Genomic DNA, 21,848 nt, shown 5'->3' with positions numbered 1-21,848 from the left:
GCCGTCCACCTACTGGAACAGGAAGATCATCTTAATTTCTTGAAACAAATCATTCAAGAGCCGAACGACCATAAAAAGTACGACGACGAACCCGATCACGGTGACCCAATGCGCCATATCCTCTTTCCCCATCTGCTTTAACACGGTATGGATCATCGCGATGATGATGCCGATCCCCGCAATTTGAAAAATCGCGCCTACTTCTAAGTTCATCCTCTTGGCACCTCTCTATATGAATGACAGTACCCCATGCTGCAGGCCTCGCAATATAGTTGCGCTTAGACGTAAATCGTAAGCTTCGTATCGAGCCTGAACCGCTTTTCAAAACATTAATATGACGATGAGCGCACCGGCTAACAAGCCGAGACTTCTGCTCATTTTCTCGTAACGGGCTTGCTCGTCAAAGGCTGCCGTTTCTTCGTGCTGCAGTTGACCTACGGCCAATCGGATGTGCTTGATCTGGTCGTTTCGATCGCTGGTTCCTAGACTGAATCCGAATTGATGCAAAATGTTCTTTTCGTTTTGTTTCATGGCGGTCGACTTCCAGTGCTCCTCAATCGCCTGCTGCCAGCTTTCCTGCGTCGACAGCCCTTTGGCGTCCGTTAATCGCTGCGCCGCCGTCGTAAAAATAAGCTTGAGCGGTTCGGGGATTTGTTCCCCGATTTTGCGAAGCGCGTCGGGAAGCGGAGCATGGCCGTACCATATTTCGGTCTCCAACCGCTGCAGCGCCGCGACAAGCTGTCTGACTTGCTTCGGCCTGTTGGCGAATTGCGCGGCCTGATAGAAACCGAATAACGAACAGGACAAGATGACGAGCGCCGCACCGATCAGTTTCAGCGTCATAGCCCCCCGCCTTTCCTTGCAAAAGCGGGCGTCAAGAGCTGCCGTTTCTTCGCATCGTAAATATTCCTGACCGTCCCTTGCTTCGTTCGGTTCAGCACGACATAGCTCTGGAACAGCTCCTCCTCGCTCAGCCTGGCCAAAATCGGCCGTCGTGAAATCTCCTCCAATCCGCTGCCATGGGCAGTCGCAATAACCCGAATGCCTGCATGAAGCGCTTCGCGTATCGCTTCGGCGTCTTCCGGGCGGCCGACTTCGTCCACAATGAGAACGTCCGGCGACATCGACCGGATCAGCATCATCATTCCTTCGGCCTTCGGGCATCCGTCCAGCACATCGGTTCGCGGGCCGACGTCGAAGCTGGGAACGCCTCGCAAACAACCGGCGATTTCCGAACGCTCATCGACGATCCCGACTTTGAGACCTTTCCATTTCGCATCGGCATGATTCCATTCGCCATAGCTAATTAATCGGGCCAGGTCGCGAATGAGCGTCGTCTTCCCATGCTGCGGCGGAGACAAGATGAGCGTATGCAGCACGCTCTGTTGCCGGAAATCTAGCAAATGCGGCAGCACTTCCTGGCCGACGCCTCTCATTTCCCGCGCGATCCGAATATTGAAACTCGTCACCTCGCGAATATGCTCGACTTCCCCCCGATGCAGCACCGTACGGCCGGCAAGTCCGATTCGGTGGCCGCCTGGAATCGTAATGAATCCTTTGCGCAGTTCCTCCTCCATCGAATAGAGCGAATGGTTCGTGATCATGTCAAGCAGCCTTTTCCCGTCTTCGCGCGTCGGACGATAGGCTTCATCCGGCCGGTTCGTCAATTCGCCCCGCAACGTTAAGAAGGAATGTTCTCCGGCGAAATTGACTTCGAGCGCCCGCCCCTCGCGAACACGGATCTCTTCGAGGCGATCGGCAACATGCGGCGGCAGCTTCAGCAACATGTCCTGGAGCGCGGACGGAATAACGGATAACCACGCCGCTCTGTTCATCCTTCGCACCCCCTAGTTGTCCTATCGTTTACCACATATGTATGCCTGGACTATCTTTTTATGACTCTCTGAACTATTTTTTAAGAATTCCGATTAATATACAGCCTACCCCGCAGACGATCCAACCGATTTTGCCCCAGGACAGCTTGTCGGCGATGCCGATCACTCCGATAGACGTCGTCGTAATCAGCACGATCGGCCCTACCAACGCGAGCGCGGTATTGACAGCCAGCGCTTTCTCGGGCTGATTCAAACGCAGCATCAGCAAGGCCGCCAACACTTCGATCGAACCTGACAAAATGCGAATCGACGCCATACTGAGCACAATTTTATCGATCACTTGCTTCGCTCCTTTCCCATTCACCATGCTTTGTACAACTGTATGCAGGCTCGTCTCATTTTAGGAATCGAAAAGTCGAATAAGCGGGACGCCTCCCGTAGGCACATGACTAAATGCGATTGCATATATTACTCCCAGTGGAACGTTCACATGTTCAAACCATCATAGTGAGGAGAATCGTCTTATGGAAGGTAACGCGTGTCCGAATTGGCATCCGCTCTTGCTTGATCCGTCCGGAGAAAGAACAAGCAAACCGCGCCAGACAGGCAAAACGATGATTATCGACAAAGGACTCGGATTACATGCTTTCGAAGATTTGCTGCAAACAGTTGGAGAATATATCGATATCGTGAAACTGGGCTTCGGCACGTCCCCGCTTTATCCGACGGAGGTGTTGCGGCAAAAAGCGGAGATGGCCAAAACGTATAACATATGTTTCATCCCGGGTGGAACGTTTTTGGAGATTGCCGTACAGCAAGACATCGTCCCGTCATTTTTTCATATGATTAAACAATTAGGGTTTACGGGCGTCGAAGTGTCCGACGGCAGCATTTCCTTAACCCGGCGCAAGCGAAGCGAATTGATCGTCAGAGGGCGGGAAGAAGGTTTTGCCGTTTTTTCCGAATTCGGCAAAAAATTGTCGGGTTCCGGCATCGATATGGAGGAGTTGATCGAAACGGTATTCGAAGATCGCGAGCATGGGGCTGAATTCCTTACGATCGAAGGCCGCGAATCCGGGCTCGATGTCGGCATCTACGATAAGCAAGGCGAATGCGTGCAGGAATCGTTTCGCAATATCGTCAGCCAAATTCCGCAAATGGATTGGATTATGTGGGAGGCGCCGCTCAAATCGCAGCAGTTGTTTATGCTGAAGGAACTAGGTGCGAACGTAAACTTGGGCAACATCGCCCCGCAGGATGTCATGACGCTGGAAGCGCTGCGCAGGGGGTTGCGCTCCGACACGTTTGTGACTAAACTTCAAGTATACGATTATGTAATTTAAGAGGTATGCTTCCGAAGCGAGTACAAAATTTAGGAGTTGAGAAAATGCACGTAGATGTAATTGCTAGCGTCAACGAGGCCAGATCCGAACTATTTATCCACAAAACAGCAATTGTGATTGACGCTTTGCGTGCGACGAGTACGATCGTTACCGCATTGGCGCACGGATGCAGCGAAGTCATTCCCGTTGAGACCGTATGCCAAGCCCAAAACGTGCAGCAACCCGGAGATTGGTTGGGTGGGGAACGGTTTTGCAAAAAAATCGCCGGATTCGATGCCGGCAATTCGCCTTACGAGTATATGACCGAAGAAATGACGGACAGAAAGGTCATCTTCACGACGACGAACGGAACGCGCGCGATTCAAAAATCGCTGAAAGCCGCTTATATATTGGCGGGAGCGTTCATTAACGCGACGGCATGCGCTAGAGCAGCCCTGCATTTGAAAAAGGATATCATTCTGCTCTGCTCGGGAACGCAGGACGAGTTTGCGCTGGAAGACGGATTATGCGCAGGCTTGTTGGTCGACCGGTTGCTGCAGCATTCCGATCATCCAAGCTCGATCCAAATTAACGATCTGGGCCTTGCCATGCGCAGCGCCTATCTGCATTCCGCGGACCGGCTGACGCAAACGCTGTACGATTGCGCAGGCGGAAGAAGGCTCTCGAAGCTTGGTTTCGGCAAAGACGTGGAATATTGCGCAGGGGTCGATACCGTACCGCTCGTACCGATTTTAACCGATCATCAGTCCATGAAGCCTTTCCTGTTCGAGTAAAACATCGACGCCTCCCGTTCTAAAACGACTGCTTGTTCATACATTTAATATAGAGACTAACTTGGACAGGGGCGTTACGATGAACGGCGAAATTGTCATGGTCATTCTTATTATTGTCGGCCTGGTCGGCCGCTCCCCTATAATAACGACGGCAGCTTGCATACTGTTAGTCGTCAAGCTCGTGCATTTGGATCGATTTTTGCCGACAATCGAACGGCGCGGTTTGGAGCTCGGGCTGCTATTTCTAACGCTTGGCGTCCTTGTTCCGTTCGCGTCCGGCCGCGTTTCGCTCAAGGATATTTGGTCCGCGCTGACGACCTGGCCCGGCATTATCGCTTTGCTGGGCGGAGCCTTCGCAACTTATATGAACAGCCGCGGCCTCGAACTGCTGAAGGTAGACCCACAGATTATTGTGGGTCTTGTTATTGGCTCCATCTTGGGCGTTATTTTCCTGCGCGGCATCCCCGTCGGTCCGCTCATGGCCGCAGGCCTGACCGCGCTGCTGATGAAGGTCGTGCAAATGATATTCGACCGAATCTGAGAAGAATACCGCTTATATCTATGAATTGAAAAACCTGAGGGCTGCTTCGCCTCAGGTTTCATTGATGTTTTCCAATAACTATCTGCGTTCTTGCGGGCCGCCGACAAACACTTGATCGGCCGTATCCAATCCGTACGCCGTATGCAAGGCGCGTATTACGTCTTGGAGCTTCTCGCCGTCGATGACGCAAGACATTTTAATTTCCGACGTGCTCACCATTTTAATGCTAATGCCGAGTCCGGAGATGACATCGAACATTTTCGCGGCTACGCCCGGAGTGCTAACCATACCGGCGCCAACGATCGATACTTTAACCAGCCCGTCTTCCGAAGTCGCCTCGCGGTACGGCAATTCTTCGCGCAACTGTTCGATCACTTGCAGCGCGCGTTCCCGATCGGATAACGCCACCGTAAAAGAGAAATCCGCTTTGCCGTTTTGTACGCCGCTCTGCACGATAATATCGACATCGATTTTCGCTTCCGCCAACGCCCCGAACACTTTCGCCAATACCCCCGGAACGTCCGGCACTTCCATAATGCTGATGCGCGCTACATTTTTATCGTAAGCGATGCCGCTGACTACTACACCTTGCTCCATCTTCGTTTCCTCCTTGACAACCGTTCCTTCATTATTCGTAAAGCTGGATCTGACAACCAAGCGTACCTTTTGATGTTTCGCGTATTCTACGGCGCGCGGATGAAGCACCGCAGCGCCCAGATTGGCAAGCTCCAGCATTTCGTCATACGAAATTTCGTCCAGTTTGCGCGCGCATTTCACAATTCGCGGATCGGTAGAATAGATCCCGTCCACATCGGTATAAATCTCGCAAACGTCCGCGCGTATCGCCGCAGCAAGCGCAACAGCGGTCGTATCCGAGCCGCCGCGGCCGAGCGTCGTAATTTCCCCGTCCATGGTCATCGCCTGAAATCCGGCCACAACGACGATTTTCCCGTTATCCAACGCGGCGTGGACCCGCTCCGGAACAATATCGACGATACGCGCCTTGCCGTGCGTTCCGTCCGTGCGAAACCCTGCCTGCCAGCCGGTGAAAGACTGCGCTTCATGCCCGAGCTGATGAATGGCCATCGACAGGAGCGCAACGGAGATTTGCTCCCCCGTCGTGAGCAGCATGTCCATTTCCCTTGCAGGCGGATTCGGATTCAATGCTTTCGATTGATCGATCAAATCGTCGGTTGTATCGCCCATCGCCGAAACGACGACAACGCATTGGTTGCCTTGCTCTTTTTTCTCTACGATCCGTTTGGCGACATGTTTCATCCGCTCCGTATCCCCTACGGAGCTGCCCCCAAATTTCATAACGTACAATGCCAAAGGTGTCTCACTCCCACTCTATTTACGGTTGCATAATGTTTTATTATATCATAGATTTCATAACGTGTGTTGCCCAATAGGCGAGTTCCCCCGTCATTTTTGCATCTTCTAACCCGTTTTGATCGGTTGCTCAGCAAAGCGCTGCTATGCATCTTTTTTCTCGCTTTGATGGAGGATGAACTCGAATCCGCACCCTTTTTCGATGCAACGCCAGTAGTTATGGGGTAAAGAGCGAACCGCAGTTGCTGTTGGGCTGGCTGTTATCGCCTGCTTTGTAACAAATAATGGATTCTGAGTCCGCAGATTGGCTAGTGGCGCCTATCTGATGCAAATCAGGGATCTTCCGGCCGCCTCGCTTGCTGCGGACACCGTCTCCCGCGGCCGCTAACCGCCAAAAAAAGCCTCCCTGTCACGAATATCGTGCAAGAGAGGCTTTCCGCTATAGAAAACAATAACCGCCGATGACGATTAAGCCCGGGAAATGTATTTCCCTTCGCGCGTGTCGATTAGCAGTGTGTCCCCTTCGTTAATAAACAAAGGAACTTGGACGTTTAATCCTGTCTCTACTTTCGCGTTTTTCGTTGCGCCGGTAGCCGTGTTTCCTTTAATGCCCGGCTCGGTTTCCACCACTTTCAATTCGACGCTGTTCGGCAGGTTGATACCGAGAATTTCGCCTTGATAGCTGACGATATGAACATTCATATTGTCCTTCAGGAAATTCAATTCCCACTCCAACTGCTTGCCGCTCAAGCTGAATTGGTCATATGACTCGTTATCCATAAATACATGCTCGTCGCCTGATGCGTATAAATATTGCACTTCGCGGTTGTCGATTTGCGCCTTGCCGATCGTTTCGCCCGCGCGGAACGTACGCTCCACCGTATTGCCGTTGCGCAAGTTTTTCAGCTTCGAACGAACGAATGCCGCTCCCTTCCCCGGCTTCACGTGTTGGAAATCAAGAACCGTAAAAATATCCCCGTCCACTTCGACGGTTAATCCTGTTTTAAAGTCGTTTACTGAAATCACGAAAATTCCTCCTAAAAATGTTTGTGAAGCGACGCGTCGAATGCGATCGCCAACTTTTCTTCCTTCATGAAACTCATGTTGTGAATTCATTCGTCCGAAGCATTTACGCGTCAATCGTTATAAATTCTTTCGTGGAATGAGTCAATATTTTAATCCCGTCCTGAGTAATGACGATGTCATCCTCGATCCGTACGCCGCCGAATCCCGGAATATAGATGCCGGGTTCAACGGTAACGACCATGCCGGGCTTTAAAATCGTGTCGCTCAGCTTCGAGAGGCGCGGAGCCTCGTGAATTTCCATGCCGATGCCGTGGCCGGTGCTGTGGCCGAAGCTATCGCCGTAACCGTGGCGCTCGATCATATCTCTCGCCAAGGCATCCGCTTCGCTGCCGGTCATCCCCGGACGGATGTTCGCAAGCGCATGCAGTTGCGCTTCCAATACGATATCGTATATTTCGCGATGTTTGTCCGTCGGTTTGCCAAGCACGACCGTGCGCGTCAAATCGGAGACATAACTGTTCATATATGCGCCGAAATCGAATTTGACGAACTCGTCCTTCCGCAACACGCGGTCGCTCGCAACGCCATGCGGCAGCGCCGAACGTTCGCCGGAAGCGACGATCGTTTCGAACGAAGTCGAGGTCGCGCCTTTTCTCCGCATGAAAAACTCCATCTCCAGCGCGATTTCCTTCTCCGTTATTCCCGGCTTCAACATCGTCAAAATATGGGAAAACGTCGCATCCGCCAAATCGGCGGCTTCCTGAATCAAAGCCAATTCCCGCTCGTCTTTCACCATGCGCAGTTCTTCGACAAGGCCGGACATGGGAACCAATCGAATCGTCCCTGCTTGCGCCTCGTACGTCTTGTATGTACTGAACGCAACATAATCCTGCTCGAATCCGGTACGCTTCACTCCAACCGCCGCGAGCAAATCCCGAACCGTCTCCATCACTTGCGGGCGATGCTCGATCACTTCAAAATCCGGAGCTTGTTGCGCAGCTTGCGTCATATAACGAAAGTCGGTCAACAAATACGCCTTATCCATCGTAATCACAACATAACCGGACGACCCGGTAAAACCGCTCACATATTGACGGTTTACGCCGTTCGTAATAAACAGTGCTTCCAATTGCCGCGCTTCCATCGCTTGGCGGAGTTGTTCCACCCGTTTGTTATTCAATACGATCAACCTTCTTTCATTTGCGCATTCAAATGGCGATGCAGCGCAATCAGTCCCAGTTCGTAACCGGCGGCTCCGAAGCCGGCGATTTGACCGAGAGCGACGGGTGCGATCACCGAAGTATGACGAAACGATTCTCTCTGATGAATATTCGACAAATGTACTTCGACGACAGGAATCGAGACGGTGCTGATGGCATCGCGCAACGCGTAACTGTAATGCGTGAATGCGCCGGGATTGAACAAGATGCCTTGCGCAACGCCATAGGCTTCATGGATCCGGTCGATGAGCGCCCCTTCGTGATTCGATTGGAAGAACTCGAGGTCCATGCCCAATTCGCCCGCTTTGCCGCGCAGCGCCGCTTCAATCGCATCCAATCCGACCGATCCGTATATGCCTGGTTCGCGAATTCCTAGCATATTCAAGTTCGGTCCGTTCAACACTAATATTGTAAGCATTTACGATCGACCACCCGCACTGATATATCCGTAATCCTACGGTAAAATAACCACATGATATTTTACCATAAATGTCCGCGGTTTGAGAAGCTTTTGTCGCACGGATCGACCGGGCGGAAGATCAATTGCGCGCTTCACGCGGTTCTCTCACCCGCTCGTCGTTGAATTCGAACGCCGTCGTATAGCCGATGAACAGCCCCCATAGCACAAAAACGCAAAACTCGGATATAATCGTATTCCAATTGGAATGCGTCACGCGATTCACCATGCCGGCGGCGGGTCCGGCAAATACGAACAATATCGCCCACCACAACATGCCGTACACGATTCCCGGCCACGGGCCCAACAATTTGCGAAACAACAGCGTATAGATGAGCGTTGCGAGAATGGACAGCAGTATAAATAACAGCGTTCCGGCGGCATGGCCGGCAATCGACTGCCAGAAGGAAGCGCGGTAGAACGGTTTGAGCATAAAGCCGGGACTAACCGACGTAAAACGAAACCAATAAAAAAACCACCGAACGAGCCCCCAAATCAATCCCGCAAAAAAACCGAGTTGAATGGAGAACCAGAACATATTCGTGTTGCCTTTCTTTCGTCTTTTCATATGTATAAACCTCCTTCTGCAAGATTCGCACGGATCTATCCGGTAGTATGCGCAATTGGCACTATCGTAATCAAAGTAGCATTTCTGCCGCAAATTCGTTACAATTAAGGTAGCTTCGCCCTCGAACGAGTCAGGCGCAGCGGGAAGATTTTTACTTGGGGAAGGTGACACTCATTGTCTGATAAAGCAAAAACCGCAATATACGGCGGACAAGCGGTCTTGGAAGGGGTTATGTTCGGGGGGCAATACGTGAATGTAACGGCCGTAAGGCGGAAAAATAACGAAATCGCGTTTTTCGAAGTTCCGAAAAAAGAAAAACCGTGGGTGAAACAGTTAAAGAGAATACCTTTTATCCGCGGAATCGTCGGATTAATCGACTCGAGCGCCAAAGGGTCCCAGCATTTGAACTTCTCGGCGGAAGCGTACGCGGAGGACGAAGTAGGCCCCGAGGAAGCCGCCAAGCAGAAGGAAAAGGAAAGCTCCGGCTTTAACCTGACGATGATTCTCGGCGTCGCCGTCGTCGGCATTCTCTCCTTCCTCGTGGGCAAATTGGTTTTCACTTTAGTTCCTGTTTTTGTCGAGCAGTTGATCTTTGGCCAAGCATTCGAGAATAAAATATTACACAACCTGATCGAAGGCATCATTAAGATCGCATTTCTGTTAGTTTATTTGTGGGTCATTTCGCAAGCCCCGCCGATCAAAAGATTGTTCCAATACCACGGCGCGGAGCATAAAGTCATCAGCGCTTACGAAGCCGGCTTGGAACTGACGGTAAAGAACGTCCAAAAATTCAATACGCTGCATTACCGGTGCGGAAGCAGTTTTATCGTCTTATCGGTTATTATCGGCGTCATCATCTATTCGTTTGTGCCTTGGGACAACTTATGGGAACGCGTTATTCAAAGATTGCTGCTCCTGCCTGTCGTACTCGGCGTTTCGTACGAGGCGCTCCGTTTCACAAATTCCTTGCGCGACGTGCCGGTGCTTCGTTACCTCGGTTATCCCGGCTTGTGGCTGCAAAAACTAACGACCAAGCAACCGACGGACGATCAGGTGGAAGTTTCGATCGCTTCGTTCAACCGAATGAGAGAGTTGGATCGTCAATTTGCCAATCAATAATTTTTTAGCGAAAGGATGAGAGCGTGATGGTGAACCGGTACCGGATTACGGCCTACATTTTTATCGCATTTGCGCTAATCGGTTTGGTTGTAAGCATACTGGAGCAGCCCGGCCAATTTATCATTCCTTTGCTCGTCATTGGAGTCGTCTTCGTCTTGTATAAGTTTCCGCCGCAACGGTTTCGTTCTATGCGGCCCGGAGCCCGCGGCGGTTACCGCCGGGTGGAGGCGAACCGCGTTCGTCCGGAGAAGCCGAAGCGCAAACGCGCTCCGTTCCGGGTAATCGATGGCTCGAAGAAAGGTCCGGACGACGACGATTATCCCAAGTATCATTAAAGCAAAAGAAAGCAGCCCCTCCTCTTCAAGAGCGGGCTGCTTTTGTTTCGGGTTATACTTTCAACGCCGTTACGTATTTCTTAAAATGCACTTCGTAATCCTTCACGGTCCAGCCTTCAAAAAAATGAGTGCCCGCCGCTAACCCCGCATCGTACAATTTCAAGCTTTCCTCCGTACTAATGTCGAATTGAACCGTCCCGATGCCGAGCGTCGGGACTTTAATCGTACGGTAACGGTTATGCTGCTCGATATACCGTTCGTCATGCGCCGACATCATCGTCTCGAACATCGCTTCGAACATGGAGAACGGCCCGTTAATCCGATGCGGCTGACTTTCCGTTTTCCCTACCAGTTGAAAACCGATCGTCGGTACGATCGGCGTTTGCCCTGGCTTGCATTCCCGGTCGAACAACCAAAGCGGGAAGTTGCTGAGCAAGCCGCCGTCGACGATATAGGCGAATTGGGTTTTGAATTTTTTGCGCCCGCCGACGGAATGCGCTTCGCGAATCATGACCGGATCGAAGAAATAAGGAATGCTCGTGCTCATGCGAATCGCCTTGGCCACTTCGAATTGAGCGGGATCGATGCCGTATTGGGATATATCGTCCGGAAGTACGAGCAGCTTGCCGTTCGTAATGTCCGAAGCGATGATGCGAAGTTGGTTTTTTGCCAAATCGCCGAACGTACGCACCTTTTTCCGCAACAAAATGTTTCGGATCCAATACTCCAACGCCTCGCCGGAATAAAGCCCTTTCTTCCATAGCACCCTGGCGACGGGGCCGATTACTTTGACGTTAAATATAGGCGCTCTCGTAAGCAATGTGGAAAACGGCGTTTCGATGATGATCTTCTTCATTTCCGACGCTGTAAATCCGGCCGCAATCAATGCCGCGACGATCGAACCCGACGAAGTGCCGGCCACCCGTTCAAATCGGACGCCGTGTTGTTCCGCCGCCCGCACCGCTCCCGCCAGCGCGATTCCTTTGACACCTCCGCCTTCAAATACGGCATTGACCCGCATTCGCACATCACCCTTTTCGCAGTCATTCCTCTACTGGAAATGTATGCGGCGGAGGGTTGTCACTATGTTATTGCCGATAATACGTTTTCAGCCTGTCGGCGATGCCGAGCGTATTTTTGCGCAAATCTTTGGCGCTGAAGAAGATGGTGCCGCTCACACCGCCAATTTGGCGATTGTAATCGAGTTGCGATAGAAGTCCCGCGGCGCTGGACCATCCCGCTTCGCTCGTCCCGAGCTTGTATGGCGCATGACCGATGTAAAGCTTCACCCCGGTTCCCTTCGTTTCGTTCGCCCACCAATCGACGAGCGTGGCGTAAGGGGCCGTTTTATGTTCAAGACTCCAGTAAATTTGCGGAGCGACATAATCGATCCAGCCGCTGCGAATCCAGTTGCGCACATCGGCATATAAGTTGTCGTAGCTGCTCAAGCCCGCCGCCGTATTGGAACCGGTCGGGTCCATCTTTTGATTGCGCCATACGCCGAACGGACTAATGCCGAATTCGATGCCGCTTTTTACCGCAGCGATTTTTTTGCTTAATTGCTCGACGAACAAATCGACATTATGCCGCCGCCAATCGCCTTTGTCCGCGAATTGTCCGTTATTGTACTCCGCATAGGCCGCATCGTCTTGAAACGGCTCTTTGTCTTCGCCATATGGATAAAAATAATCGTCCAGATGCACGCCGTCGATATCGTAATTCCGCACCACTTCCATGATGCTGTCGACGATGAAGTCGCGCGCCGCCGGAATGCCCGGGTCGTACATCAACTTCCCTTGATGGCGAACGACCCATTCGGGATGCTGCCGCGCCGGATGCTCGGCCGCCAAGTTCTCCATTTTATCGTCTACGCTGATCCGGAAAGGATTGAACCAGGCATGAAACTCCATGTTCCGCTTATGCGTCTCTTCAATCATGAAAGCGAGCGGATCGTATCCCGGATCCTGTCCTTGCACGCCGGTCAAATATTTGGACCATGGCACATATTGCGACGGATAGAATGCGTCCGACGTCGGGCGGACTTGCACGATCGCCGCATTCATCCCCATATCTTGCAAATCGTCAAGCAGCTTCGTAAATTCGCTTTGCTGCTGCTCCGCGGATAGTCCCGCTTTCGTAGGCCAGTCAATATTGTAAACGGTAGATACCCATGCGGCCCGAAATTCGTCCCCCGCCGGTTTGTCCGGTTTCGACGGTGTCGGGACAGACGGAGACGGGACGGACGGTTCAGACGGAGCGGAAGCGGCGAATAGCCGGACGGCTCGTGCGGCTTCATCCCAATTGACGGTCATCCCCAAACTTTCGCCTACGAAACGAAGCGGCACCATCGTGCGCCCGTTTCTCATTTCGGCCGAAGCTTCCAGTTCGACCGGCTCTCCGTTTACGGTTGCGGTCTTCTTCCCTTTGGCCAAAGAAATGGCCGTATCCTGACCGCTAATCGAAACCGTGCCCGATCGTTCGTTCCAATCGACGAATGCTCCTAGCGACTCGCCGATCACTCGGAGCGGCACCATCACTTTGCCCGCTTTCGGCACGATATAGGGAGCCGTATCGGTATGTATGCGCGATCCGTTTAAGTATAATTCGATCTCCTTGGCGCCAGCCGCTTCGGCTTTTGCCGCAAATACGGCTGTCGTCTGCAAAGTCAAAACCAATGCGATGAACCATATCGCAACTCTAGTAAACTTCAATCCGGCTCACTCTCCTAAAACGTATTGTACGACTCCGCAGCAACTCTCGCACCGGCAAATTCGGAATATTGCTAGATTCTTTTCGCTTGCCGGGCATAACAATGCCCTGCCCTCGCTAGCCTGGCAATGCGGCCGCCTGCGAAACCTCAATAGTATTGACGCAATGAACAAGGCAAAAGTTTCCCGCACCGCAAAAAATAAGAAATGCCCGTTTCGTAGAAACAGGCATTGTTACGCGTCGTTTTCCAATTCGTTATGTATTTCCTTCAGCTGCTGCAGCCTCTCAGGCTCCCGCCGAAAGTATTCGACCAACGATTCGATGCAAGTAATGGAGTCCCAACTTAGATGATGTTCGATTCCTTCCACATCTTTGTAGATATTTTCCTCCTGCACGCCGATTATCTCGAGGAAATCTTCCAACAATGTGTGGCGCTCCATCAAGCGTTTCCCCATTTTCTTTCCTTTATTCGTCAAAACAAGGCCGCGATATTTCTCGTAGATGAGATAATTGTCTTTATCGAGCTTTTGTATCATTTTCGTTACGGACGAGGGATGAACTTCCAATCCTTCCGCGATATCCGAAACCCGGGCATACCCTTTTTCATCGATCAATTTATAAATTCGTTCCAAATAATCTTCCATGCTCGGCGTTGGCATGCGATTCCCTCATTTCACATATAAACTTCGAATTGAAACCACTTTTAATGATACATGGATTTACATAAGAAAAGCAAGCCTTGCCGAGCAAATCGAGTCGGAAAAGCCTTCATTTGCATGTTTCGATCCACGCATCGCAAGGAAAACTAAAGATTGACTGCCCCGGCGGGAAGGGCATGTCAAAACCTCTTGAAGGAGGGTTTTCGTTGAATACTGCGGCATCTGCAAATCCTATCGCCGGAAAACGGACGAAATTATTCGTGCCCGAATTGGTCTATTTCGAACCGAACGCATTGCAATATCCAAAAGGCGAAAAAATTATGCAATGGGTCAAAGCGCAAGGAATTCCGTACCAAATGACGACATCGCATAACCGCATCACGAATTTGCCCGGCGAATCCGACCTGGAGAAATATAGAATCGCCAAAAAAACGCTCGTCGTCGGCCTGCGGAAAACGTTGAAGTTCGATCAATCCAAGCCTTCGGCCGAATACGCGATTCCGATCGCAACCGGATGCATGGGACATTGCCATTATTGTTATTTGCAAACGACGCTGGGCGCGAAACCGTACGTTCGGGTGTATGTCAACACGGACGAGATTATGGCGGCGGCAAAACGTTATATCGACGAACGCGCGCCGGAAATAACCAGATTCGAAGCGGCATGCACGTCGGACCCTGTCGGGTTGGAGCATATTACCGGATCGCTTGCCGAATTGATCGAATTTATGGGTAAGGAAGAGTACGGCCGTTTGCGCTTCGTGACCAAATACCATCATGTCGACTCGTTGCTGGGCTTGCCCCATCGCGGGCATACGCGCATCCGCTTCAGCGTGAACGCGGACTATGTCATCCGGAATTTCGAGCCCGGTACGTCGCGCTTTATGGAACGAATCGAAGCGGCGGGGAAAATTGCCAAAGCAGGCTACCCGTTAGGGTTTATTATCGCCCCCATTATTTGGTTTGACGGATGGGAACAAGGCTACGGAGAACTGTTGCAGCGGCTCGGGGAAATATTGCCGCCGGAGGCGGCCCAAGACTTGACGTTTGAGCTCATTCAGCATCGGTTTACAAAAACGGCCAAAAACGTCATCGAACAGCGTTATCCGAAGAGCAAGCTCGAGATGGACATCGCCAAACGCAAATATAAATGGGGGCGCTGGGGGCAGGGCAAATACGTCTATCCGGACGAAAAAGCAAACGCCCTGCGGATGTTTCTCGCAGAGCGGATTTTCGAGCATTTTCCGGCGGCAGCCATCGATTATTTCACGTAATTAAAACTTGAGCCATTCCGGCGTAATGGATTGCAGCCAAATCGTAATTTTGGTCATTTGATCCGTAAATAGCAAAATTCCCATAATAATCATTAAAACGCCGCCGATTTTCATCAGCATGTTCGAATATTTCAAAATCCATTTGGTCGAACCGATGAAAAAAGCGAAAATAAAGAACGGCAGCGCAAAACCGAGCGAATACGCCGTCGTCAAGTTAAACCATGCGGTCGGTTCCGTTGCGGCCAGTCCGATAATGGCCGTTAAGATCGGGCCGATGCATGGGGACCAACCCGCGGAGAAGCCGATGCCGAATACAAAAGAGCCTATGTAACCGGCCGGTTTGAATTTCAGGTTCAGCTTGCGTTCCCTCATCAAAAATTGAGGCTGGAACAAACCGGTCAAGAAAAGACCCATCGCGATAATTAAGACGGCGGCAAGTTGGCGGATCAAGCTTTTGTATTGTACGAACACATCGCCGATGAGGCTTGCGCCGTAGCTTAACGTATAGAACACGACGGAAAAACCTAATATAAAAAAGAATGTATGGGATAGCGTGCGGAACCGCACCTCTCTCTTATTTTGCTCCGTTTTGAGCGTATTGACGGACATGCCCGTAATAAAGGATAAATAAGAAGGATATAACGGCAAGCAGCATGGCGAGATGAAAGAAGCGAGTCCCGCCCAAAAAGCGATCCATATATTTACGTTAGACAAGAATGTTTCCCACCTTTATGCAAAACGAGAGTCTATTTGATGCAACCTCTACTGGTTATATTTTCATACCTCGTTTTACTATAAGTGTAACAATCAAAATCGCGATAAGCAACAACACGATTGTCCCGCCAGGCGCGAGGCTCCATACGCCGGCAATGAGCAGTCCGGCGATCGCCGCGATTTCGGCGATGAGCGCCGCGAAGAAGACGGATTGCTTGAACCCGCGCGCAATAAGCAAGCTGCATGCGACAGGAATCGTCAACAGCGCGGAAATAAGCAGCGCTCCCACAATTTTGATCGAAGCGCTCACCACGAGCGCGGTCAACACCGTAATCAACACATTCAAATACCGTACCGGCAGCCCGTTCACGGCTGCGGCATCCTCGTCGAACGACATCAGGAACAGTTCCTTCCATAACAAAGCAACGACGAGCAGGACAACCGCCGATATGCCGCCCACAACGTAAAGATCGGTGTTCGTAAGCGTATAGATGCTGCCGAATAAATAACTTGAAACGTTCAAGTTATAGCTCATGCCGAGCGTAAACAACAAGGAGGCGAGCGCCACTCCCCCCGACATTATGATGGCGATCGACAACTCCGCATAGGTTTTGTACGCTTTGCGCAATCTTTCGATCGCAAACGACGCGGCGAGCGCAAATAGCAGCCCGACCGCCAGCGGATATACCCCGATGAGAAAACCGAGCGCCACGCCCGCGATCGTCACATGCGCAAGCGTATCGCCGATCATCGACAATCGTCTCAGTACGAGAAACGTTCCCATCAAAGGCGCCATCAGCGCTATCAAAATTCCTCCGGCAAGCGCGCGTTGAAAAAAGCCGCTGGCCAATATATCCATCAACATGTCCGAACGTCTCCCCTTTTACTCCTCAGCGACTCCATTATACAAAACTGTGCCGCAAATCCGTCTGTTCGCAATTTTCCACCTCATGGGAATGCTTGACGTAAAATTTTAATTTGCCGCTTTGCAGCAGCGGTTCTTCGCCGATATATTCCTCCACCATCTCGATATCATGCGTAACCATAACGATCGTCATTCGATGATGCTGGTGCATATGGCGGATTAATTGAAAAAAATTATGCTGCGTTTCCACGTCGATTCCTACGGTCGGTTCGTCGAGAATTAAAAGGTCGGGTTTGTTAATGAGCGCCCGGGCCAAAAAAACGCGCTGTTGCTGCCCCCCGGACAATTGCCCGATCCTCTTGCCGGCCAAATCCTCAATCCGCATGACCTGCATCGCATCTTCCGCCTTGCGCAGATCCTCTCTCCCAATCCGCCGAAACATCTTTCGTTTGTTGTACATTCCCGACATGACGACTTCCTTCACCGTAGCCGGAAAGAGCGGATTGAACGAATTTTTTTGCGGGACATAGCCAATTCGTTCCCAATCGCGGAATTGCGCGATCGGGCTGCCGAACAAGTCGATCCGTCCGGCGCTTGGAGTCAGGAGCCCGACAATCATCCGCATCAACGTCGTTTTGCCGGCGCCGTTCGCCCCGACCAAACCGACAAAATCGCGCTGCTTGACAACGAAATCCAAATTTTGAATGACGATTTGATGTTGGTATGAGAAATTCACTTGTTCCAATGTAATGACAGGATCGTGGCAAGCCGCCGTTCCATCCGTTTGCGCCGTCCGAATCGTCATCCCCACATTCTCCTTCTTGAGCGTTTATCGTATTTTTTATTGTAATGCCTTCATTAAATTTTGCAAATTTTGCTCCATGACCGATACGTAATCTTCCCCGGCGTTCGCTTGCTCTTTCGTCAGGCCTTCCAACGGATTCAGCACCAAAGTCTCCACATTCGTCTCATTGGCCAGCGTACGGGCCAACTGATCGGATACGAGCTCCTCGAAGAAAATATAACGTACATCGTTCTCTTTCACGAAGGCGATCAAGTTCAGCAAATCCTGGCTGCGCGGCTCCGCTTCCGGCGACAAACCCATAATCGCTTTCTGCGTCAGTCCGTAATCCCGGCATAAATATCCGAACGCTTGATGCGATACGACGATCTCCTTCCGGGCGGCGGAAGCAAGGGAGGATCCGAATTCATCGTCCAATTGCCGCAACCGCTGCGCCAACGCTTCGTAATTCGCTTCGTAATCCGCTTGATGCTCCGGGTCGGCCTCGACGTAGCTGCGGTAAATATTGTCCGCCATCTTGAGCGCCGATTTCGGGCTTACCCAAGTATGCGGATCGACATGCAAATCTTCGTGATCGTGCCCGCTGCCCTCATCTTTATGATCCCCATCTTCGCCATGGGCATGTTGCTCGTCTTCATGCTCATGCGCTTCCCCGGTTCCCTCTGGGCCGTGCTCATGCCCGTGGTTATGCCCGTCGTCTTCCGCCGTATACAGCAGTTCGATTCCGCTGCTGACTTCCACCGTCTTCAAGTTCGAGTTTGGATCCAATCCTTGCAGAAACGTAGGCACCCACCCTTCAAAGCCGGCGCCGTTGTACATAAAGAGCTGCGCCTTGGAAGTCACCAGCAGTTCCTGGCTGTTCGGGCTCCATTCATGCGGCTCGACGCCCGCCGGAATCAAATTCATCACGTGAGCGTGCTCTCCCCCGATTTGCCGCGCAAAATCGTAAATCGGATAGAAGGTGGTCACGACATTGATTTTGCCTTCTACAATATTCATTTCGTTCGAGCGGCCGCAGCCTGCAAGTATTACGGAAATGGCCAGCGCAAGCAGCAGCGCCGTCATCGTCATTCTTTTCATGATCTAAAATCCTCCGCTCATTAATCGTAATTATTACAAATAAGATTATAGGAGGTAAATTGCACGATTGTCAACATAAAAAACTTCCAATCGCCAAAAACGCCGTCCTCTTCCTTGAAAGGAAGAAGCGGCGTTGGTATATCGTTATTTCACTTTCGCGCCGTTCGGCATGCCGTCAGGTACGGTAGCGAGCGTCAATTGATCGCCTTGCGACGCAGCCAAAATCATCCCTTGCGACAACTCGCCGCGCAATTTCACCGGCTTCAAATTCGTCACGCAAATGACTTTCCGGCCGACGAGCTGTTCCGGCGTGTAAAATTTGGCGATGCCCGAGACGACTTGCCGTTGCTCGTAACCGAGGTCGAGCTGCAATTTCAACAATTTATCGGCTTTTTTGACCGGTTCTGCGTGAATGACCTGCGCAACGCGCAAATCGACCTTCATAAAATCGTCGATCGAGATTTCTTCCGCTTCCTCCGCTGCCGCCGGAGACGCGCCCGCGGAGCTTGCGGACGTCGATCCCGGCTCGTTCCCCGCCGCGTCAGCGGACGGAGCCGTTCCGGACATCGCCTCTGCGATCGCCGCCACTTCTTGTTCCGCGTCCAGCCTCGGGAAGATCGGCTCCCCTTTGCTCAGCTTCGTTCCCGCCGGAATGATGCCGAAGGTGCGGATGCTGTCCCACGACGTCAATTCCCCGGCGGAGATGCCGAGCTGCGCCCACACTTTCTGCGGCGCTTGCGTCAGGAACGGCTGCAGCATGACCGAGGCAATGCGCAGCGATTCGATCAGATGCGCCATGACCGAGGCTAGTTCGCGGCGCTTCGCTTCGTCTTTGGCGAGAACCCAAGGCTGCGTCTCGTCGATATATTTATTGCTGCGGCTAATAAACTGCCAGATGGCGGATAAGGCGACGGAGAACTCCATCTGCTCCATCGCTTCTTCCATTTTCCGCACCGCCGTCTCCGCCGCCTCGACCAGCGCCGCGTCGTAAGGCGTCACATTCGCCTCGTATTGCGACGTTACGCCGTCGAAATATTTATCAACCATCGCTACCGTCCGATTGAGCAAATTGCCCAGATCGTTGGCCAAATCGGAATTGACCCGGTCGACGAAGCTTTCCGGGGTGAACGTCCCGTCCGCGCCGAACGGCACTTCGCGCAGCAAATAATAGCGCATCGCGTCCAAGCCGTACCGGTCGATCAGCATGACCGGATCGACGACATTGCCTTTCGATTTGGACATTTTGCCGTCCTTCATCAACAGCCAGCCGTGGCCGAATACTTTCTTCGGCAGCGGAAGATCCAATGCCATCAGCATAATCGGCCAATAAATCGTATGGAAACGCACGATTTCCTTGCCTACCAAATGGACGTCCGCCGGCCAATACCGGTCGAACAGCTCCGTGTCGTCCGAGCCGTAGCCGAGCGCCGTAATATAGTTGGACAAAGCGTCGATCCATACGTAGACGACATGCTTCGGATCGCCCTTCACTTTGACGCCCCAATCGAACGTCGTCCGCGATACCGCCAAATCTTCGAGACCCGGCTTGATGAAGTTGTTGATCATTTCGTTCTTCCGCGATTCGGGTTGAATGAAGTCGGGATGTTCTTCGTAATACTGCAGCAAACGGTCGGCGTATTTGCTCATCCGGAAGAAATAGCTCTCCTCTTTCACCCGTTCCACCGGACGGCCGCAATCCGGACAATTTCCGTTCACCAGTTGCCGTTCCAGGAAGAACGATTCGCAAGGCGTACAATACCAGCCTTCGTACGTCCCTTTATAAATATCCCCCTGTTGCAGCAAACGGTCGAAAATGATCTCCACGGCTTTCTTGTGGCGTTCATCCGTCGTACGAATAAAATCGTCATGGGAGATATCGAGCTTGTTCCACAATTGCTTGATGCCCGCGACGATGTCGTCGACGAATTGTTGAGGCGTCTTGCCGCTCTCCTTCGCCTTGCGCTCGATTTTTTGCCCATGCTCGTCCGTCCCGGTTAAATACCGGACATCGTATCCTCGCAGGCGCTTATATCTTGCCATCGCATCCCCGGCCACCGTCGTATAGGCGTGCCCGATATGCAGTTTATCGCTCGGATAATAAATCGGCGTCGTAATGTAAAACGTTTTTTGGCTTTGTGTTGCCATGCCGCTCTTCCTCCTTAAACATAATTAAAATGACAAAAAAACCCCCGTCCCATTATGGGACGAGAGTCTCGCTCACGTGTTACCACCCAAATTCCCGGCATCTTCGCAGATATCGGCTCCGTAAGTCCTTCCTCGGGACTGCCCCGTTAACGCCGGGTCGCGCCGTCCTCTTACGACAGCTTCGGATTCCCGCCGATCGGGCGTATCCATCATGAAGCAAGCCGCTCAAAGACGGTTCCTCCGGGACCATTTTCCAAAGTCATCCTATACCGGTTTGCAGCTCCCCCGGCTCTCTGGACTAGGCTGGCGCTTTGTACTTATCCTTTCACTGGAACGATATATATGAAGATAATATACCGAATCGGGACATCGATTGTCAAGATTCTCCTTCTCCGCGCCGCGGCGGGACCGGATCGAATCCTCCCGGATGGAAAGGATGGCATTTGCAAATCCGCTTGACGGCCAAATAGCTCCCTTTCGCGGCGCCGTGCAGTTCGATCGCTTCCAATGCGTAGGCCGAACAGGTCGGATAGAACCGGCATGTCGGCGGCTTTAACGGCGAAATGCATTTGCGGTAAAAATGAATCAACCCTTTAAACACCGGTTTCATCATCTGCAATCTTTACAATACCCGAATACTTCGAATTTATGTTTGACCACTTCGAACTCGTCCGGCACGTCCGTTAACGGCATCGGACAAAATGTAATCGGATATGTCTTCTCGCATTGCAAGCAAATCATATGGTGATGATGATGGGGTTCCGCACAATGCACTTTGAATTTCACGCCGTCTTCGAAAACGACCTGCTCCAGCACGCCGAGTTGCTGCATGACTCGCAAATTGCGGTATACCGTATCGAAACTCAGGCCCGAATAATGCTTGCCCATGTACTCGTATACGTCCTTCGGGGTTAAATACCCGGACGATTCCGCGAACAGTTTGGCCAACGTTTTCCGTTGATCGGTAATCCGCAATCCTTGATTCGACATAATTTTCGTGATTTGCTCCGTTGTCAACAACATCGTTACCCCCGTCGCAATTGCTCGTTTC

At 51.7% G+C, this 21,848-nt stretch carries 25 protein-coding genes; 6 read left to right on the top strand and 19 right to left on the bottom strand.

The features are described 5' to 3' along the window. Positions 1 to 9 precede the first annotated feature (9 nt). From spoIIIAC to LQ229_RS05290, 4 genes are all read right to left on the bottom strand, one after another. Positions 10 to 213, bottom strand: coding sequence for a stage III sporulation protein AC (spoIIIAC, locus tag LQ229_RS05305; protein WP_216538768.1), 204 nt, complete (start codon positions 211 to 213; stop codon positions 10 to 12). Positions 214 to 321: 108 nt separating this feature from the next. Continuing rightward, positions 322 to 843: a stage III sporulation protein SpoIIIAB gene (gene spoIIIAB, locus LQ229_RS05300; protein WP_216538769.1), complete on the bottom strand. Its 522-nt coding sequence runs from the start codon at positions 841 to 843 to the stop codon at positions 322 to 324. Continuing rightward, a complete protein-coding gene (spoIIIAA, locus tag LQ229_RS05295) occupies positions 840 to 1,835 on the bottom strand; it encodes a stage III sporulation protein AA (RefSeq protein WP_216538770.1) in 996 nt (331 codons plus the stop codon). The genes spoIIIAB and spoIIIAA overlap by 4 nt, the downstream gene beginning before the upstream one ends. A 73-nt stretch (positions 1,836 to 1,908) precedes the next feature. Next, positions 1,909 to 2,202: a YqhV family protein gene (locus LQ229_RS05290; RefSeq protein ID WP_230191115.1), complete on the bottom strand. Its 294-nt coding sequence runs from the start codon at positions 2,200 to 2,202 to the stop codon at positions 1,909 to 1,911. 157 nt (positions 2,203 to 2,359) lie between these two features. Between LQ229_RS05290 and LQ229_RS05285 the strand changes: the two genes are divergently transcribed. The 3 genes from LQ229_RS05285 (at position 2,360) to LQ229_RS05275 (ending at position 4,492) form a co-directional block, all read left to right on the top strand. Beyond that, positions 2,360 to 3,178 (top strand): phosphosulfolactate synthase, encoded by an 819-nt coding sequence (locus LQ229_RS05285; RefSeq protein WP_216538772.1) that lies wholly within the window; start codon positions 2,360 to 2,362, stop codon positions 3,176 to 3,178. 44 nt (positions 3,179 to 3,222) lie between these two features. Further along, positions 3,223 to 3,951 carry a 2-phosphosulfolactate phosphatase gene (locus LQ229_RS05280; protein WP_216538773.1) on the top strand — a complete coding sequence of 243 codons (729 nt, stop codon included), beginning with the start codon at positions 3,223 to 3,225 and terminating at the stop codon, positions 3,949 to 3,951. A gap of 79 nt (positions 3,952 to 4,030) precedes the next feature. After that, positions 4,031 to 4,492: a DUF441 domain-containing protein gene (locus LQ229_RS05275; protein WP_216538774.1), complete on the top strand. Its 462-nt coding sequence runs from the start codon at positions 4,031 to 4,033 to the stop codon at positions 4,490 to 4,492. A 78-nt stretch (positions 4,493 to 4,570) separates the two neighbouring features. Here the strand turns inward: LQ229_RS05275 and LQ229_RS05270 are convergent, their stop codons facing one another. From LQ229_RS05270 to LQ229_RS05250, 5 genes are all read right to left on the bottom strand, one after another. After that, a complete protein-coding gene (locus LQ229_RS05270; RefSeq protein ID WP_216538775.1) occupies positions 4,571 to 5,824 on the bottom strand; it encodes an aspartate kinase in 1,254 nt (417 codons plus the stop codon). 468 nt (positions 5,825 to 6,292) lie between these two features. Then, the gene (gene efp / locus LQ229_RS05265; RefSeq protein WP_216538776.1) at positions 6,293 to 6,850 is read right to left on the bottom strand and encodes an elongation factor P; all 558 of its coding nucleotides are present in this window, start codon (positions 6,848 to 6,850) and stop codon (positions 6,293 to 6,295) included. 103 nt (positions 6,851 to 6,953) lie between these two features. Further along, positions 6,954 to 8,030: a Xaa-Pro peptidase family protein gene (locus LQ229_RS05260; protein WP_216538777.1), complete on the bottom strand. Its 1,077-nt coding sequence runs from the start codon at positions 8,028 to 8,030 to the stop codon at positions 6,954 to 6,956. A gap of 5 nt (positions 8,031 to 8,035) precedes the next feature. Beyond that, complete coding sequence (aroQ, locus tag LQ229_RS05255; RefSeq protein ID WP_216538778.1) at positions 8,036 to 8,488, bottom strand: type II 3-dehydroquinate dehydratase; 453 nt, start codon at positions 8,486 to 8,488, stop codon at positions 8,036 to 8,038. A 121-nt stretch (positions 8,489 to 8,609) separates the two neighbouring features. Next, complete coding sequence (locus LQ229_RS05250; protein WP_216538779.1) at positions 8,610 to 9,095, bottom strand: YqhR family membrane protein; 486 nt, start codon at positions 9,093 to 9,095, stop codon at positions 8,610 to 8,612. Positions 9,096 to 9,269: 174 nt separating this feature from the next. Here LQ229_RS05250 and LQ229_RS05245 point away from each other — a divergent pair, with 174 nt between their 5' ends. Together LQ229_RS05245 and LQ229_RS05240 are read left to right on the top strand one after the other, a co-directional pair. Beyond that, on the top strand, positions 9,270 to 10,214 hold the full coding sequence (locus LQ229_RS05245; RefSeq protein ID WP_216538780.1) for a DUF1385 domain-containing protein: 945 nt from the start codon (positions 9,270 to 9,272) through the stop codon (positions 10,212 to 10,214). Between the two features lie 26 nt (positions 10,215 to 10,240). Further along, the gene (locus tag LQ229_RS05240; RefSeq protein WP_216538781.1) at positions 10,241 to 10,549 is read left to right on the top strand and encodes a hypothetical protein; all 309 of its coding nucleotides are present in this window, start codon (positions 10,241 to 10,243) and stop codon (positions 10,547 to 10,549) included. Positions 10,550 to 10,601: 52 nt separating this feature from the next. Here the strand turns inward: LQ229_RS05240 and LQ229_RS05235 are convergent, their stop codons facing one another. The 3 genes from LQ229_RS05235 to mntR form a co-directional block, all read right to left on the bottom strand. Further along, positions 10,602 to 11,570 (bottom strand): patatin-like phospholipase family protein, encoded by a 969-nt coding sequence (locus tag LQ229_RS05235; RefSeq protein ID WP_216538782.1) that lies wholly within the window; start codon positions 11,568 to 11,570, stop codon positions 10,602 to 10,604. A gap of 67 nt (positions 11,571 to 11,637) precedes the next feature. Continuing rightward, positions 11,638 to 13,260 carry a family 10 glycosylhydrolase gene (locus LQ229_RS05230; protein WP_230191114.1) on the bottom strand — a complete coding sequence of 541 codons (1,623 nt, stop codon included), beginning with the start codon at positions 13,258 to 13,260 and terminating at the stop codon, positions 11,638 to 11,640. 231 nt (positions 13,261 to 13,491) lie between these two features. Beyond that, positions 13,492 to 13,917, bottom strand: a complete 426-nt coding sequence (gene mntR / locus LQ229_RS05225; protein WP_216538784.1) for a transcriptional regulator MntR — start codon at positions 13,915 to 13,917, stop codon at positions 13,492 to 13,494. Positions 13,918 to 14,123: 206 nt separating this feature from the next. Between mntR and splB the strand changes: the two genes are divergently transcribed. Continuing rightward, positions 14,124 to 15,191, top strand: a complete 1,068-nt coding sequence (gene splB / locus LQ229_RS05220; protein WP_230191113.1) for a spore photoproduct lyase — start codon at positions 14,124 to 14,126, stop codon at positions 15,189 to 15,191. Here the strand turns inward: splB and LQ229_RS05215 are convergent, their stop codons facing one another. The 7 genes from LQ229_RS05215 to LQ229_RS05185 all read right to left on the bottom strand — a co-directional run bounded on the left by LQ229_RS05215 (position 15,192) and on the right by LQ229_RS05185 (position 21,817). Beyond that, a complete protein-coding gene (locus LQ229_RS05215) occupies positions 15,192 to 15,905 on the bottom strand; it encodes a cytochrome c biogenesis protein CcdA (RefSeq protein WP_216538786.1) in 714 nt (237 codons plus the stop codon). It lies immediately after the preceding gene. 55 nt (positions 15,906 to 15,960) lie between these two features. After that, positions 15,961 to 16,764, bottom strand: a complete 804-nt coding sequence (locus LQ229_RS05210; RefSeq protein WP_216538813.1) for a metal ABC transporter permease — start codon at positions 16,762 to 16,764, stop codon at positions 15,961 to 15,963. A gap of 43 nt (positions 16,765 to 16,807) precedes the next feature. Further along, entirely contained in the window at positions 16,808 to 17,575 is a 768-nt protein-coding gene (locus LQ229_RS05205; protein ID WP_230191112.1) for a metal ABC transporter ATP-binding protein, read from the bottom strand. A 36-nt stretch (positions 17,576 to 17,611) separates the two neighbouring features. Beyond that, positions 17,612 to 18,652 (bottom strand): metal ABC transporter substrate-binding protein, encoded by a 1,041-nt coding sequence (locus LQ229_RS05200; RefSeq protein WP_230191111.1) that lies wholly within the window; start codon positions 18,650 to 18,652, stop codon positions 17,612 to 17,614. Between the two features lie 144 nt (positions 18,653 to 18,796). Continuing rightward, positions 18,797 to 20,797, bottom strand: coding sequence for a methionine--tRNA ligase (gene metG / locus LQ229_RS05195; RefSeq protein ID WP_230191110.1), 2,001 nt, complete (start codon positions 20,795 to 20,797; stop codon positions 18,797 to 18,799). 376 nt (positions 20,798 to 21,173) lie between these two features. After that, the gene (gene yidD / locus LQ229_RS05190; protein WP_230191109.1) at positions 21,174 to 21,407 is read right to left on the bottom strand and encodes a membrane protein insertion efficiency factor YidD; all 234 of its coding nucleotides are present in this window, start codon (positions 21,405 to 21,407) and stop codon (positions 21,174 to 21,176) included. Then, entirely contained in the window at positions 21,407 to 21,817 is a 411-nt protein-coding gene (locus LQ229_RS05185; protein ID WP_216538815.1) for a Fur family transcriptional regulator, read from the bottom strand. Before LQ229_RS05185 ends, yidD begins: the two co-directional genes overlap by 1 nt. Between the last annotated feature and the right edge of the window lie 31 nt (positions 21,818 to 21,848).

This window comes from Paenibacillus sp. CECT 9249 (assembly GCF_918697855.1).
GTDB lineage: Bacteria > Bacillota > Bacilli > Paenibacillales > Paenibacillaceae > MSJ-34.
This window is presented reverse-complemented; position numbering and strand designations above follow the sequence as displayed.